Annotated in this window: 13 protein-coding genes, 1 rRNA gene and 1 pseudogene; all 15 read left to right on the top strand. The window is 45.1% G+C overall.

What is annotated here, in order from left to right; genetic code table 11:
* A 5S ribosomal RNA gene (gene rrf / locus HCJ54_RS15720) occupies positions 1–71 on the top strand; the annotation flags it as partial.
* Positions 72–217: 146 nt separating this feature from the next.
* On the top strand, positions 218–676 hold the full coding sequence (locus tag HCJ54_RS10255) for a CtsR family transcriptional regulator (RefSeq protein WP_036067760.1): 459 nt from the start codon (positions 218–220) through the stop codon (positions 674–676).
* Positions 677–686: 10 nt separating this feature from the next.
* Complete coding sequence (locus HCJ54_RS10250; protein ID WP_187137552.1) at positions 687–1,196, top strand: UvrB/UvrC motif-containing protein; 510 nt, start codon at positions 687–689, stop codon at positions 1,194–1,196.
* Complete coding sequence (locus HCJ54_RS10245) at positions 1,186–2,217, top strand: protein arginine kinase (protein ID WP_187137551.1); 1,032 nt, start codon at positions 1,186–1,188, stop codon at positions 2,215–2,217. Before HCJ54_RS10250 ends, HCJ54_RS10245 begins: the two co-directional genes overlap by 11 nt.
* A 28-nt stretch (positions 2,218–2,245) precedes the next feature.
* Positions 2,246–4,771, top strand: coding sequence for an ATP-dependent Clp protease ATP-binding subunit (locus tag HCJ54_RS10240; RefSeq protein ID WP_187137550.1), 2,526 nt, complete (start codon positions 2,246–2,248; stop codon positions 4,769–4,771).
* A gap of 136 nt (positions 4,772–4,907) precedes the next feature.
* Positions 4,908–5,909: an aldo/keto reductase gene (locus HCJ54_RS10235; RefSeq protein ID WP_187137549.1), complete on the top strand. Its 1,002-nt coding sequence runs from the start codon at positions 4,908–4,910 to the stop codon at positions 5,907–5,909.
* 159 nt (positions 5,910–6,068) lie between these two features.
* A complete protein-coding gene (gene radA, locus HCJ54_RS10230; RefSeq protein WP_185409856.1) occupies positions 6,069–7,442 on the top strand; it encodes a DNA repair protein RadA in 1,374 nt (457 codons plus the stop codon).
* 118 nt (positions 7,443–7,560) lie between these two features.
* Positions 7,561–8,634, top strand: a complete 1,074-nt coding sequence (locus HCJ54_RS10225; protein ID WP_187137548.1) for a PIN/TRAM domain-containing protein — start codon at positions 7,561–7,563, stop codon at positions 8,632–8,634.
* Positions 8,635–8,658: 24 nt separating this feature from the next.
* A pseudogene (gene ispD, locus HCJ54_RS10220) lies at positions 8,659–9,376 on the top strand (2-C-methyl-D-erythritol 4-phosphate cytidylyltransferase).
* Entirely contained in the window at positions 9,351–9,824 is a 474-nt protein-coding gene (gene ispF / locus HCJ54_RS10215) for a 2-C-methyl-D-erythritol 2,4-cyclodiphosphate synthase (protein ID WP_185409858.1), read from the top strand. The pseudogene ispD and the gene ispF overlap by 26 nt, the downstream one beginning before the upstream one ends.
* A gap of 13 nt (positions 9,825–9,837) precedes the next feature.
* Positions 9,838–11,310, top strand: coding sequence for a glutamate--tRNA ligase (gene gltX / locus HCJ54_RS10210; RefSeq protein WP_187137546.1), 1,473 nt, complete (start codon positions 9,838–9,840; stop codon positions 11,308–11,310).
* Positions 11,311–11,583: 273 nt separating this feature from the next.
* Positions 11,584–12,201: an SH3 domain-containing protein gene (locus HCJ54_RS10205; protein ID WP_187137545.1), complete on the top strand. Its 618-nt coding sequence runs from the start codon at positions 11,584–11,586 to the stop codon at positions 12,199–12,201.
* 139 nt (positions 12,202–12,340) lie between these two features.
* Positions 12,341–12,814, top strand: a complete 474-nt coding sequence (locus tag HCJ54_RS10200) for a GNAT family N-acetyltransferase (protein ID WP_187137544.1) — start codon at positions 12,341–12,343, stop codon at positions 12,812–12,814.
* Between the two features lie 426 nt (positions 12,815–13,240).
* Positions 13,241–13,873: a serine O-acetyltransferase gene (gene cysE, locus HCJ54_RS10195; RefSeq protein ID WP_187137563.1), complete on the top strand. Its 633-nt coding sequence runs from the start codon at positions 13,241–13,243 to the stop codon at positions 13,871–13,873.
* Positions 13,870–15,288 carry a cysteine--tRNA ligase gene (gene cysS / locus HCJ54_RS10190; RefSeq protein WP_187137543.1) on the top strand — a complete coding sequence of 473 codons (1,419 nt, stop codon included), beginning with the start codon at positions 13,870–13,872 and terminating at the stop codon, positions 15,286–15,288. The genes cysE and cysS overlap by 4 nt, the downstream gene beginning before the upstream one ends.
* Positions 15,289–15,291 lie beyond the last annotated feature (3 nt).

The following is a 15,291-nucleotide window of genomic DNA, read 5'->3' as shown; positions in this document are numbered from 1 at the left end:
ACGGAAGTTAAGCTTTTCAGCGCCGATGGTAGTAGGGGGCTTCCCCCTGTGAGAGTAGGTCGTCGCCGGGCAATGTACATATTTTAAAATTACTAAACATTTTTTGTTTGGTTTTTTTATTTTTTAAAGGGCTAATTCTTTGCAATTAGGCTCTTTTTTTTAGTATAATTAAAGTCAAAAATAGTCAAAGTCAGTGTGTTGAAAGGAGTGCATCCTTATGAAAAATATATCGGATATTATTGAGGCGTATTTGAAGCAAGTGCTGGAGGCAAGTGAAGCTGTTGAGATAAAACGCAGTGAGATGGCGGACCAGTTTCAGTGTGTGCCGTCTCAGATTAATTATGTGATTAATACTCGTTTCACGATGGAACGTGGGTATTTGGTGGAGAGTAAACGTGGTGGTGGCGGTTATATTAGGATTATTAAAGTGAAGATGAATGATAAACTGCAACTGCTAGATGCGATTATTGTGATGGTACATGAGAAGAAGGTGTCGCAGAATTTTGCGGAGGATGTGTTGCTTCGATTGCTTGAAGAGGAAGTTGTATCTAAGAGGGAGGCACGATTGATGTTGGCTGCAATGGATAGGAATGTTATTGCTATGCCACTTCCTGATCGTGACATTATACGAAGTCGGATGCTTGAGGCTATGCTCGATGCATTGAAATATGAGTAGGAGGCGTTTTATGATTTGTCAGAGTTGTGGGGAAAATGAGGCGAATATTGAAATTAGGCATGAGTTTAATGGCCAGACCTTCTCGGTATTTTTGTGTAAGGGGTGTGCGGAAGCGCAGAGTATGGCTTATATGGAGGAACAGGTGACGGAGAATAACATTGATTTCTTGAGCTTGCTACAGAAGACGCCAGAAAATGATATTGCGCTTCTTGAATGCGAGTATTGTGGAATGTCTTTACAGGCTGTGATGGAGTCTTCGAAATTGGGATGTGAGCATTGTTATGAGTGTTTTGATGGGAAGTTGATGCAGATGATAGAACGAGCACAAAATGGGAATAAAGGACATGTTGGCAAGGTTCCTTTAGCTGAAAGGGGTGTTCTGGCGGGGAAGGAGCAGTTGAGAGTGTTGCAAGATAGGATCACTTTGCTGGTTGCTGAGGAGGCGTTTGAGGATGCGGCTGTTGTTCGAGATCAGATTAGGGCTTTGAAAGAGGATGGAGCTGGTTTGGATGAGGAATGAGAGGCTATTTGAGCCTGTGCTCAGTTCTTGGTTGGAAAAGGTTGGTCCGGAAAGTGATGTCGTAATTAGTTCGCGTGTGCGGCTAGCTCGGAATTTTAAAGGTTGGAATTTTTCTGGGGCGGGGTTGGAGTTGCTGGAACGTGTTCGTGAAGTGTTTGGGAATGATGAGGATTTTCCATTTTTAGAGATGGGGGACTTGTCTTTGCTTGAGCGCGGGATGCTGGTGGAACGGCATTTGATTAGCCCAGAGATGATGCGTCGGCATGGTTTTGGTGCGGTGATGATTCGTGAGGATGAGACGGCTAGTGTGATGTTTAATGAGGAGGATCATATTCGAATTCAGTGCATGGCGCCGGGATTACAGCTAGAACAAGTTTTGGAAGATGCCTTTCGGTTAGATGATAGGTTTGAGGCTGGCATGGCGTATGCTTTCGACAAGCGTTTGGGGTATTTGACAACGTGTGTGACGAATGTTGGAACGGGACTTAGGGCTTCAGTGATGGTGCATTTGCCGGGATTAGTCGCAACAAAACAATTACAAAAAACGATAGAAGCGATTAGAAGGTATGGTTTTGTGGTAAGAGGAATGTATGGGGAGGGAAGTCGGCCTGCGAGCAATATTTTTCAAATTTCAAATCAGGTGACATTGGGGAAGACGGAACTTGAGATTGTGCAGGATTTGTCGGATGTGATGGAGCAGGTAATTATGCAGGAACGGGTTTGCCGAACCAAATTGAAACAAAAGTTCCATATCGTGATGGAGGACAGAATTTTCAGAGCGTATGGGATGCTGAAACATAGTCGGATATTGGCGCAGAAAGAGGCAGCGGACGCTATTTCTGATTTACGACTTGGCGTGCAGATGGGATATATTGAGCATATACCTAGTCAAAAGGTCAATGAACTGGTATTATTTTCGCAACCAGCTTTTTTACGAAAGTTTGCGCAGCGGGATATGAATGAATTGGAAGAAAAAGTGATTCGGGCTGCGGCTATCCGAGAAATTTTGGATACATACTAGGCTTCGAAAATTAGAGGAGGAAACTACCATGATGTTTGGGAGATTTACACAAAGAGCGCAGAAGGTATTGGCTTTGTCACAGGAAGAGGCTATGAGATTGAAACATAGCAATTTAGGGACGGAACATATTTTGTTGGGACTGGTTCGTGAGGGTGAGGGTATTGCTGCGAAGGCGTTATACGAACTTGGAATTAGTTCGGACAAGGTGCAAAAGGAAGTAGAGAGTTTGATCGGTGAGGGTGAAACGGCCGTTCAAACGATTCAATATACGCCGCGTGCGAAAAAAGTGATTGAGTTGTCGATGGATGAGGCGCGTAAACTTGGCCATACGTATGTTGGGACGGAGCATATTTTGCTTGGCTTGATTCGTGAGGGTGAGGGTATTGCGGCTCGTGTGCTTGGAAATCTTGGTGTGAGCTTGAATAAGGCGCGTCAACAGGTATTGCAATTGCTTGGTGGTGGCGATGGGGCGGCTTCTGGTCGCTCGACGAATACGCAAGCGACGCCGACTTTGGATAGCTTGGCGCGAGATTTGACGGTGATTGCGCGGGAAGAGAATTTGGACCCTGTGATTGGGCGTTCGAAGGAGATTCAGCGTGTGATTGAGGTGCTTAGTCGCCGGACGAAGAATAATCCGGTTTTGATTGGGGAACCTGGTGTTGGTAAAACGGCGATTGCGGAAGGGTTGGCGCAACAGATTGTTCGTAATGAGGTGCCGGAGACGTTGCGCGGGAAACGTGTGATGACGCTTGATATGGGTACGGTTGTTGCTGGAACGAAATACCGTGGTGAGTTTGAGGATCGCTTGAAAAAAGTGATGGACGAGATACGCCAAGCGGGAAATGTTATTTTGTTCATTGATGAGTTGCATACGCTGATTGGTGCTGGTGGTGCAGAAGGGGCGATTGATGCGTCGAATATTTTGAAACCGTCGCTTGCTCGTGGGGAACTGCAATGTATTGGTGCGACAACGCTTGATGAGTATCGGAAGTACATTGAAAAGGATGCTGCGCTTGAAAGACGTTTCCAACCAATTCGTGTGGAGGAGCCAACTGTGGATGAATCGATTCAAATTTTGCGGGGGCTTCGGGATCGTTATGAGGCGCATCATCGGGTTGCAATTACGGACGCTGCGGTTGAGGCGGCAGTGAGATTGTCGGATCGTTATATTTCGGATCGTTTCTTGCCGGACAAAGCGATTGATGTGATTGATGAGGCTGGTTCGAAGGTGCGCTTAAAGGCTTATACGACGCCTGCAAATGTGAAGGAAATGGAATCGAATTTAGCGGAACTGAAAAAAGAGAAGGATGCGGCTGTGCAAGGGCAAGAGTTTGAGAAGGCGGCATCGTTGCGCGATAAAGAACAGAAGTTAAGACGTGAGCTTACGGAGAAGAAAAAGGATTGGCATGCGAAACAAGGCCAAGATAATAGTGAGGTAACAGAAGAGGTAGTCGCTGAGGTGGTGGCGAGTTGGACGGGTATTCCTGTGACGAAGCTAGGCGAGACGGAGACCGATAAATTATTGAATATGGAGTCTTTACTTCATAAGCGCGTGATTGGTCAAGAAGAGGCTGTTAAGGCGGTTTCGCTAGCTGTGAGACGTGCTCGTGCTGGTCTGAAGGATCCGAAGCGCCCGATTGGCTCGTTTATCTTCTTGGGACCTACAGGTGTTGGTAAAACGGAATTGGCGCGTGCGGTTGCCGAATCGATGTTTGGTGATGAGGAAGCGATGATTCGTATTGACATGTCGGAGTATATGGAGAAATTCTCGACGGCGCGTCTTGTTGGGGCTCCTCCAGGCTATGTTGGTTATGAAGAGGGCGGGCAGCTAACGGAGAAAATTCGCCAAAAACCTTATTCGGTTCTACTTTTAGATGAAATTGAAAAAGCGCATCCAGATGTGTTTAATATGTTGCTGCAAGTGCTTGATGATGGGCGTTTGACGGATTCTAAAGGTCGTGTTGTTGATTTCCGAAATACGGTTATTATTATGACATCCAATATTGGGGCGCAAGAACTGAAGGATGATAAATCTGTTGGCTTCAATGTTTCTGATATGACGAAGGATCATAAGGCGATGCAACACCGGATGTTGCAGGAGTTGAAAAAAGCGTTCCGACCAGAGTTTATTAACCGGATTGATGAATCGATTGTTTTCCATTCGTTGGATGATAAGGAATTGAAACAAATCGTGACATTGCTTACGGAACAGTTGACGAAGCGTCTTGGCGAACGCAATATTCATGTTAGTTTGACGGAGAGTGCGAAGGCTAAAATTGCGAAGGATGGCTATGATCCAGAGTATGGTGCGCGTCCTCTGAAACGGGCAATCCAGAAAAATGTGGAGGATCGTTTGTCGGAAGAGTTGTTGCGTGGAACGGTTAAAGTTGGCGATACGGTCGTTATTGGGACTAAAGCTGATGAATTAACGGTTACGGTGAAGGCGAAGAAGAAAGCCGCTACTCCTAAGAAGAAAACGACGACAACTGCTACGAAGGCAAAAGCGAAGGCGAAACCTAAAACAAAGACGGCTAAACCTGCTAAATCGGAGTAAATGAATTTTTGAAAAGTGATGAGAATCTGAAACTGGATTTTCATCGCTTTTTTGTTTAGGCATATTGCTTGTGTTGGAGTGGACTTTAAGGTTTATACTGAACTGGATGGCATAACTTTTTGGAGGGGATAGATAGATGGAATATATGAAATTTGGGAATACGGGCATGGATGTTTCGCGAATCTGTTTGGGTGCGATGGGGTTTGGCGATGTGGAAAAATGGACGCATAAGTGGGTTTTGGATGAGGAGCATAGTCGGCCGGTGATTAAGAAAGCGCTTGATTTAGGGATTAATTTTTTTGATACGGCGAATGTTTATTCGATGGGCGAGAGTGAGAAGATTCTTGGCAAGGCCTTGAAAGATTATGCGAATCGGGATGATATTGTGTTGGCAACGAAAGTACACCAGATAATGCGTCCTGGGCAGCCGAACGGTGGCGGGCTTTCGCGCAAGGCGATTTTGAGTGAGATTGATCATAGCTTGGAGCGGTTGGGGACGGATTATGTGGATTTGTATATTATTCATCGTTGGGATTATGATACGCCGATTGAGGAGACGATGGAGGCGCTACATGATGTGGTGAGGTCGGGAAAAGTTCGGTATATTGGGGCGAGTGCGATGTATGCGTGGCAATTCCAGAAGGCGCAGTATGTAGCAGAACGCAATGGTTGGACGAAATTCGTTTCGATGCAAAATCATTATAATATGATTTATCGGGAGGAGGAGCGTGAGATGGTGCCGTTTTGTCGGGATGGGAAAATTGCGTTGACGCCGTATAGTCCGCTTGCTTCTGGTCGTTTGACGCGTGATTGGTCGGAAACGAGCCTGCGTTCGGAGACGGATCAGGTGCAGCATTCAAAATATGATGGGATGATGGAAGCGGATCGCGGGATTGTGGAGCGATTGGCGGAAGTTGCAGTGAATCGTGGTGTGACGCGGGATAAGATTGCCCTTGCTTGGTTGTTGAATAAGGATCAAGTTGTTGCACCGATTGTTGGTGCGCAGAAAGAGAGTCATTTGGAGAGTGCTGTTGCGGCACTTGATTTGGAGTTATCGGCGTCTGAGATGGGCTATCTGGAAGAATTGTACGTGCCGCATCCATTGGTAGGGTTAATTCCAGATCCGCGAAATAAGTAAGGCAAATCTAACGCTAGGTATATCATTGAAATAGTGCGGAAATTGGAGGGCGTGATGGCCTTCCTTTTTTGTGAATGGAATTTTGAAGATGGGTGATTTTTGTGGGGGGAAGTGTGGTAGAATAGGGACAGATATGAAAAATTGGAAGGTGATTTGAGAATGGCGAAGGCGAAGCGTAGTGTGAAATTTATGTGTCAGGAATGTGGATATGAGTCGCCGAAGTGGATGGGGAAATGTCCGAATTGCGGGGCTTGGAATCAAATGGTGGAAATGCTTGAGCCAACGAAAAAGGGACGGTCATCGTTTACACATACGGATGAGGCTGCTGCGGCAGTGCCTATTACGAAGATAACGAGCGATAATGAACCGCGGTTCTTGACGCAGATGCCAGAACTCAATCGGGTGCTTGGTGGTGGGGTGGTGCAGGGCTCGATGGTACTTGTTGGCGGCGATCCGGGAATCGGGAAATCGACTTTGCTGTTACAAGTTTCGGCGCAACTCACGATGACTGGAAAAAAAGTGTTGTATATCTCTGGTGAGGAATCGGTGAAGCAAACGAAATTACGCGCGGAGCGGTTGCTCGTGACGGGAGATAATTTGTATGTGTACGCGGAGACGAATCTGGAGGCGATTCAGCAAACGATTCAGCAGGTGAAGCCAGATTTTGTAATTATTGATTCGATTCAGACGGTGTATCATCCGGATGTGACGAGTGCGGCGGGGAGTGTGTCGCAGGTTCGGGAGTGTACGGCGGAATTGATGCGGATTGCAAAAGGTGGAAACATTGCGGTGTTTATCGTTGGTCACGTGACGAAGGAGGGCGCGATTGCGGGTCCGCGAATGTTAGAGCATATGGTGGATACGGTGCTTTATTTCGAAGGGGAGCGGCATCATGCCTACCGGATTTTGCGAGCGGTTAAAAATCGGTTTGGATCGACGAATGAGATTGGTATTTTTGAGATGCGTGATATTGGGCTGGTTGAAGTCGCGAATCCGTCGGAGGTTTTCTTGGAGGAACGATTGGATGGGGCTTCGGGCTCAACGGTTGTCGTTTCGATGGAGGGGACACGGCCGATTTTAGTGGAAATACAGGCGCTTATTTCACCGACGATGTTTGGAAATGCGAAGCGGATGGCGACTGGAATGGATCATAATAAGGTATCGCTGATCATGGCGGTGCTTGAGAAGCGTGTCGGACTCTTACTTCAAAATCAGGACGCGTACTTGAAGGCGGCGGGCGGCGTGAAGCTAGATGAGCCGGCGATTGATTTAGCAGTGGCGGTGAGTATTGCGTCGAGTTATAACGATAAACCTACGAAAAGTACGGATTGTTTTATTGGTGAGATTGGTTTGACTGGTGAAATTAGACGGGTGTCGCGGATTGAACAACGTGTGCAGGAGGCTGCGAAACTGGGCTTTAAGCGGATTTTTATACCGATGAATAATCAAGGGGAATGGAAGATCCCGAAAGATGTTAGTATTGTGGGGGTTTCGACACTTTCTGACGCGCTGAACAAGGCTTTACCAAAATAATTTTTATGTGGGACTGTTATTTTGCCAAAACAGTCCCGTTTTAATTGCGGTATGGGCTTTTGTTAGTGTAGAATGAAGGGGTATGGACATAAAAAAATAGGAGAAAGGAGGAGAAATAATGCTGAAATGGGTAATTAGAATTTGTTTTATGATTATTGGCGGTACGATCGGTGTGTTTACGCTTCCTGAGCTTTGGATAACACTTGGCGTGAACGATATTTTTGTCATTAATAATCCTTATACAGACGCTTTGGTTGGTGCACTTATATTTTATCTTATTACTTTTTGGGCGGTGAAGTATGTGGTTGCCGCGCTGAACTGGTTGGAAAATGGTCTTACGAAAACTTCCAATACAGTGATTATTTATGGCGGTCTGGGGCTTATGATTGGCTTAGTTATTGCTTTTTTTGCAGGTAATGCGCTGAATCAGACGAAAATCCCGATTTTAAATTCAGTGGTACCGGTAATTTTAACGTTGGTGCTAGGTTATTTGGGCTTCCGGGTTGGGATTAGCCGGCGGAATGAATGGGGGAACTTATTTGCGAACCGCGGTGTGAAAAAGAAAACTCCTGAGGAAGTGAAAGAGGAGGCTACGGCGGCTCGGGAATATAAGATTTTGGATACGAGTGTTATTATCGATGGTCGGATTGCGGATATTTTGGCGACGGGATTCCTTGATGGGACGATTGTGATTCCATTGTTTGTTTTGGCGGAGTTGCAGCATATCGCGGATTCGTCGGATACATTAAAGCGGACGCGCGGTCGTCGTGGTCTGGATATTTTGAATCGACTGCAAAAAGAGGAATCAATCAGGGTCGAGATGTATGAGGGCGATTTTGAGGAGATTTCGGAAGTGGATAGCAAGCTTGTGAAGCTGGCAAAAGTGATGCAAGGGAAAGTCGTGACGAATGACTATAACTTGAACAAGGTTTGTGAGTTTCAGAACGTCGCGGTTTTAAATATTAATGACTTGGCGAATGCGGTGAAACCTGTCGTGTTGCCGGGTGAGAAAATGACGGTTCTCGTTGTGAAGGATGGTAAGGAGCACAATCAAGGTGTGGCTTACTTGGACGATGGAACGATGATTGTTGTCGAGGATGGTCGTAAGTTTATTAATGAGACGATTCAGGTGGAGGTAACGAGTGTGTTGCAGACTTCGGCGGGTCGGATGATTTTTGCGAAACCGGCTTAATTTGGACTTTAGGAGTAATGCTGGATGAAATATGAATTGATTCTTTTGGCCGCGGGGCAAGGGAAACGAATGCAGTTGGACGGAAATAAAATGTGGTTGGACATTTCTGGTGATGTTTTGTTTATCCATACGATTCGAACGTTTTTAGAGGATGTCAAGTGTTGCCGGATCGTCGTTGTGGCGCAAGAGGATGAGTTGGATTATGTGCACAGGATGATTGATGGGCTGCACGTGCAAAAGGAAATTTTGATCGTAACGGGAGGATCGGAGCGGCAGTATAGTGTTGCGAAGGGACTTGCGGAATGTGGCGAGATAGCGGACGTGGTGCTGGTGCATGATGGGGCGCGACCTTTTGTAGAACAGGCGATGATTGATCGACTACTCACGGACGTTGCGGTTCATGGGGCAACAATTTGTGGAATGCCAGTCAAGGATACTATGAAACGAGTGCAAAATGGGATGATTGAAGAGACCATTGACCGCTCGGTGCTATGGCAAGTACAGACGCCGCAAGCTTTTCGAACGGAGATTTTAAAACAGGCGCATGAGATAGCGGCTGCAGCGAAATTTTTAGGGACGGATGAGGCGTGCCTTGTAGAACGACTTGGTGTGACGGTTCACATGGTTGAGGGAAGTTACAATAATATCAAGGTGACAACGCCAGAGGATATTGCTTTTGCGGAAGCGATTTTGCAGGAGAAATGGAGGAATCGAGCATGATTCGAGTGGGGCAAGGATATGATGTGCACCAGTTAGTGGAAGGTCGTAAGTTGATTATTGGCGGGATTGAGATTCCGTACGAGAAGGGCTTACTTGGACATAGTGATGCGGATGTGTTGCTACACACGGTGACGGATGCTGTGATTGGTGCTGTTGGCAAACGCGATATTGGTCATTTTTTCCCGGATACGGATATGGCTTATAAGGACGCGGATTCGGCGGAGCTCTTGACGAAAGTTTGGACGGAAATCATGGCGGATGGCTATAAGCTTGGCAATATTGATTGCACGATTATAGCAGAGAAGCCCAAGATGGCGCCTTATGTGGATGCGATGAAAGTGCGCATTGCGGAGTTGTTGCACGCGACGCCAGAACAGGTGAACGTGAAGGCAACAACATCGGAAAAATTAGGATTTACAGGTCGTGGCGAGGGAATTGCAAGCCTAGCTGTTGTACTTTTAGAAAAATAAAGGAGTGGTAAACATGAGTGAAGCTAAGAAGGTGCGCGTACGTTATGCACCAAGTCCGACGGGGCATTTGCATATTGGGAATGCACGTACGGCGTTATTTAATTACTTATTTGCAAGACATAATAATGGGGATTTTGTGATTCGCATTGAAGATACGGATTTAAAAAGAAATATTGAGAACGGTGAGTCGAGCCAGTTAGAGAATTTGGCATGGCTTGGTATGGATTGGGATGAAGGCGTAGATAAAGGCGGCGAATACGGTCCTTACCGTCAAAGTGAGCGTCAAGATTTATACAACCCGTTGATTGAGCAAATCCTCGCAGAAGGCAAGGCGTACAAGTGTTACTGTACATCAGAAGAGCTGGAAGCCGAGCGCGAGGAGCAAAAAGCGAATAGCATGATGCCTCGTTATAGCGGAAAATGTCGTCATTTGACAGCAGAACAACGCGCGGAAAAAGAAGCGCAAGGCCTAGAACCGAGCATTCGTTATGCGGTACAACCTCGTAAGACGTATACATTTAATGATATGGTCAAAGGTGATGTATCATTCGAATCAGACGGTATCGGTGATTTTGTTATCGTGAAAAAAGACGGAATTCCAACCTATAATTTTGCTGTGGCGGTAGATGATTATTTGATGGAAATGACGCATGTGTTACGTGGAGATGACCATATTTCCAATACACCAAAGCAGTTGATGATTTATGAAGCGTTCGGTTGGGAACCGCCTGTATTTGGGCATATGACGCTGATTGTGAACGAAAGTAAGCGTAAATTAAGTAAGCGTGATGAGTCGATTATTCAGTTTATCGAGCAGTATAAAGATTTAGGTTATTTACCAGATGCGTTGTTTAACTTTATTGCGATGCTTGGTTGGTCACCAGAAGGCGAAGAGGAGATTTTCTCGAAAGACGAGTTTATCAAAATTTTCGATCCGAAGCGTTTGTCGAAATCTCCAGCTTTGTTCGATACGCACAAATTAACATGGGTCAACAACCAATACGTGAAAAAATTAGATCTAGATCAAGTAGTGAATTTGAGTTTGCCGCATTTAGTGAAGGCTGGGGTTGTTTCAGCAACTGCGGATGCCCAAGAATTAGCTTGGGTTCGAAATCTTGTTTCTCTATATCATGAACAAATGAGTTACGGCGCGGAAATCGTAGAACTCTCGAAGATGTTCTTCACGGATGATGTGACGTTTGACGAGGAAGAGGGAGAAGTTTTGGCGGGAGAACAAGTTCCCGAAGTTTTAGCGGCATTTAAAGAAGAGATGGCAACGATTGAGCCGTTTGCAGCAGATGAGGTAAAAGCAGCAATCAAACGTGTGCAAAAAGCGACAGGTGCAAAAGGAAAAGGACTATTCATGCCAATTCGGATTGCAGTTACTGGCGAAATGCATGGCCCAGAATTACCACAATCCATTGAGGTTCTTGGTCGAGAAAAAGTAGTAAACCGTTTAGAAAATCGTTTGAACGAAGCAAAATAGCATGATAAAAGGACTTATCCGATTTAGGGTAGGTTCTTTTTTTGTTACAATTATATTACAAATAGGAAACGGTAGCGTAATATAATTTTGAGGATAAACGCTTTTATATCAACGTTTTATTTTATTTCGGTTAACCGTTAGTAATTTAATTGTAATAAAAGTATTGACTTCGTAATAATTTTGATGTAGTATAAAGATATCGAAAGGGCGCCCCTTAGAAAACAAAGGAAATTTGCACTTATTAATGAATAATACAACTCAAAGGAGAGATTTATGATGAGCAATGTAATGAGCGGTAAAACAGTTAAAATGGTGGCAGCAACAGGATTGGCTTTGACATTAGCTTTTACAACAGTAGCAGCAGGAGCGTTTACGGCAGATGCAGCGCAAACAACGTATTACACAGCGAAACCACAAATGGTAACAGTGAAATCCGCGGTGAATGTGCGTGCTAGTGAATCTACTAACTCTAAAGTACTCGGCACACTGAAAAAAGGTGAAAAAATTTATTTCGTGAAAGACAACTATGGCTGGAGTAAGGTTACTTATAAAGGTAAGACTGGTTATGTCGGAACGCGTTTCTTAAATATTCCTGGTCAACAAGTGGGTAAAGCAAAAGCAGTACCAGCCAAAAAAGCAGTAGTACCGAAAGTGGCAACACCAGCAAAGAAAAAAGCAGTAAAGACCTCAGAAGCGAAAGTAACAACAAAGACGGTAACAGCCAAATCAGCAGTTTACGTTCGTGCTAATGAAAGTAAAAATGCAAAGATCTTAGGTACGCTACAAAAAGGTGAGAAAGTTACATTTGTGAAAGATGACTACGGATGGAGCAAAGTAATCTATAAGGGTCAAACCGGTTATGTCAGCACACAATTCTTGAACGTAAAGTAATACGCATTAAAAATCCTCTACACGAAGAACAAGTCGCAAAGAAAATGTGGCTTGTTTTTTTGTTTGCATTATCAGAATTTAATGTATAATAAAGTGGCGCTATAGAAATAGTAGCGAATCGATATGTGGGGGAATTGAGATGGCATTAGAATTTAGATACGCAGTAGAAAAAGATATACCATTGATTTTAGGATTTATAAAGGAATTGGCGGACTATGAAAAAATGCTTGACCAGGTCGTTGCAACAGAAGCGGATTTGCAAGAATGGCTTTTCGATAAAGAGAAGGCGGAAGTTATTATCGGAGAATATGAGGGAGACGCTGTTGGTTTTGCTCTGTTTTTTCATAATTTTTCAACATTTCTTGGTCGAGGTGGTATTTATTTGGAAGACCTTTATGTTAGGCAGGAATTACGCGGGAAAGGTTTTGGTAAGGCGTTTTTGAAACGTTTGGCGGAGATTGCGGTAGAGCGTGGATGTGGACGTTTAGAGTGGTGGTGTCTGGACTGGAATCAGTCTAGCATTGATTTTTATTTGACGATGGGAGCCGAACCGATGGAGGATTGGACGGTGTATCGAATTGCTGGGGATACGCTTGCGGAACTGGCGAAATAGGAAGCTGATTTTAGAAGTAATTTTTAATGACGGTGGGCGTGCTCTGTGGTACAATGGGGATTAATAAGTTAAAATGTTGATGGGAAGAAGTAGGAAATATGGCGGCTTTGTAGAGAGAGCTACGAAAGGCTGAAAGTGGCTTAGTACGCCTATTCTGAAATGCATCTCGGAATCTTTGTGGGAAAATTGCAGTATCACAAAGCGGCGATTGACCGTTATTCAAAATGAGATAGGTTTAGGTACAAATTCTTAACGTGAAACAAGCGAGGGGCGACCAACTTTTTTAAGAAGGGATCGCCGAAAGGTGTTTTCACGTAGATAAATCAAGAATGGACTGCCAAATCTGAACCAGAGTGGGACCGCGGATGCCTCTGTATCGGGGGTCTTTTTTGTGTTTAATTCAGGGTAGATAAGGGGGGGATTATGATGGCTAGTCGCATGAAAGAAGATATGAAAGCGGTATTGGAGAATGATCCGGCAGCGCGTGGTTATGTGGATACGTTTTTGAATTATCCAGGGCTGCACGCGATTTGGTGGCACCGTTTTGCGAACTTTTTTTATAGGCACGGGATGGTTGTGTTTTCGAAATGGTTGTCGCAGATTGCGCGCTTTTTGACGAATGTGGAGATTCACCCTGGGGCGACGATTGGACGGCGGCTTTTTATCGATCATGGGGCTGGCATTGTAATCGGTGAGACGGCTGAGATTGGCGATGATGTGGTGCTTTTTCATGGGGTGACGCTTGGTGGAACCGGAAAGCATAAGGGAAAGCGCCATCCGACGGTGAAAAACGGTGCCTTGATTTCTGCAGGCGCTAAGATTCTTGGGCCAATCACGATTTGTGAGAATGCCAAAGTTGGCGCTGGTGCGGTGGTCATAAAGGATGTGCCGCTGGGCGCGACGGTTGTTGGTGTTCCAGCGAAAGTGGTGCGATTAAATGGGCGCGTGACGCAACATACGGAACCGCAAATTGCGGAAATGAAACGACGACTTATGGAAATGGAAATAGAGCTTGAAAAAATAAAAAAGAGTACACGAAAAGGAGAAGATGAACAATGACTTTGCAAATTTTTAATACATTGTCTCGTGAGAAGGAGGCATTTACGCCGCTGGAAGATGGGAAGGTCAAAATGTATGTTTGTGGGCCTACTGTTTATAACTATATTCACATTGGGAATGCGCGGCCGATTATTGTGTTTGATACGGTGCGCCGTTATTTGACTTATCGTGGTTTTGATGTGCATTTTGTATCGAATTTTACGGATGTGGATGATAAATTGATTCGCGCGGCACATGAGTTGGAGCTTTCGGTACCGGAAGTTGCGGAACGCTTTATTGGAGCTTATTTTGATGATGTAAGGCAGTTGAATGTGCGTGATGCGAATGTGCATCCACGGGTGACGCAGGATATGGATGATATTATTGCGTTTATTGATGCGCTAGTTGAAAAAGGATATGCTTACGCGTCGGCAGGCGATGTGTATTTCCGGACGAAAAAATTCGATGGCTATGGCAAATTATCGCAGCAACCAATCGCGGAATTGCAGCATGGGATTCGTGTGGAGGCTAATGAGCGTAAGGAAGATCAGCTTGATTTCACATTGTGGAAGGCGGCGAAACCTGGTGAGATTTCATGGGAGAGCCCTTGGGGTGACGGGCGTCCGGGATGGCATATTGAGTGCTCGGCGATGGCGCGTAAATACTTAGGGGACACGATCGATATTCACGCTGGTGGACAAGATTTGGTTTTTCCGCATCATGAGGATGAAATTGCTCAATCAGAGGCGCTTACTGGGAAACCGTTTGCGAATTATTGGATGCATAATGGTTATATGAACATCGATGGAGAGAAAATGTCGAAGTCGTTGGGGAATTTTATTACGTTACATGAGGTTTTGGAAAAGCACAATGCTAATGTGGTACGGTTCTTCATGCTATCTGTACATTATCGTCGGCCTATTTCTTATAGTGAGGCACTTTTAGAGGACGCGGAAAATGGTTTGGATCGTTTGCGGACGGCTTATCAAAATGTGGACCACCGCATTCAGGTTGCGGAAGAGGATTACACGGGGACGCCGGAAGAGGATGACTGGTTGGAGCAGTTAACGGAATTGATTCAGCAGTTTGAAGATGAGATGGATGATGATTTCAATACGGCGAATGCGATTTCGGTCTTTTTCGAACTGGCGAAACGGGCCAATATTTATTTGACGAATGAGCGGATTTCGATTACGGTTTTGCGAGAATTTTTAGGGATGATGACATTGTTTGCGGACGTACTTGGCTTTAAGTTGGATATAGATGTGGCAGATCAGAGTTTGACGGATGAGGAGATCGAGGATTTGATTGAGGAGCGGATTCAAGCGCGTAATGCGCGGGATTTCGCCAGATCAGATGCGATTCGGGATATGTTGAAGGAAAAGCAGATTATATTGGAAGATACGGCTCAAGGTACGCGCTGGAAAAGGGGTTAAGGA

The sequence above is a fragment of the Listeria grandensis genome, from assembly GCF_014322885.1.
In the GTDB taxonomy this organism is placed as follows: domain Bacteria; phylum Bacillota; class Bacilli; order Lactobacillales; family Listeriaceae; genus Listeria_A; species Listeria_A grandensis.
This window is presented reverse-complemented; position numbering and strand designations above follow the sequence as displayed.

Coding starts and splice junctions, on each gene's coding strand:
- HCJ54_RS10255 (WP_036067760.1), top strand. CDS start 218: ATGAAAAATATATCGGATATTATTGAGGCGTATTTGAAGCAAGTGCTG.
- HCJ54_RS10250 (WP_187137552.1), top strand. CDS start 687: ATGATTTGTCAGAGTTGTGGGGAAAATGAGGCGAATATTGAAATTAGG.
- HCJ54_RS10245 (WP_187137551.1), top strand. CDS start 1,186: ATGAGGAATGAGAGGCTATTTGAGCCTGTGCTCAGTTCTTGGTTGGAA.
- HCJ54_RS10240 (WP_187137550.1), top strand. CDS start 2,246: ATGATGTTTGGGAGATTTACACAAAGAGCGCAGAAGGTATTGGCTTTG.
- HCJ54_RS10235 (WP_187137549.1), top strand. CDS start 4,908: ATGGAATATATGAAATTTGGGAATACGGGCATGGATGTTTCGCGAATC.
- radA (WP_185409856.1), top strand. CDS start 6,069: ATGGCGAAGGCGAAGCGTAGTGTGAAATTTATGTGTCAGGAATGTGGA.
- HCJ54_RS10225 (WP_187137548.1), top strand. CDS start 7,561: ATGCTGAAATGGGTAATTAGAATTTGTTTTATGATTATTGGCGGTACG.
- ispF (WP_185409858.1), top strand. CDS start 9,351: ATGATTCGAGTGGGGCAAGGATATGATGTGCACCAGTTAGTGGAAGGT.
- gltX (WP_187137546.1), top strand. CDS start 9,838: ATGAGTGAAGCTAAGAAGGTGCGCGTACGTTATGCACCAAGTCCGACG.
- HCJ54_RS10205 (WP_187137545.1), top strand. CDS start 11,584: ATGATGAGCAATGTAATGAGCGGTAAAACAGTTAAAATGGTGGCAGCA.
- HCJ54_RS10200 (WP_187137544.1), top strand. CDS start 12,341: ATGGCATTAGAATTTAGATACGCAGTAGAAAAAGATATACCATTGATT.
- cysE (WP_187137563.1), top strand. CDS start 13,241: ATGGCTAGTCGCATGAAAGAAGATATGAAAGCGGTATTGGAGAATGAT.
- cysS (WP_187137543.1), top strand. CDS start 13,870: ATGACTTTGCAAATTTTTAATACATTGTCTCGTGAGAAGGAGGCATTT.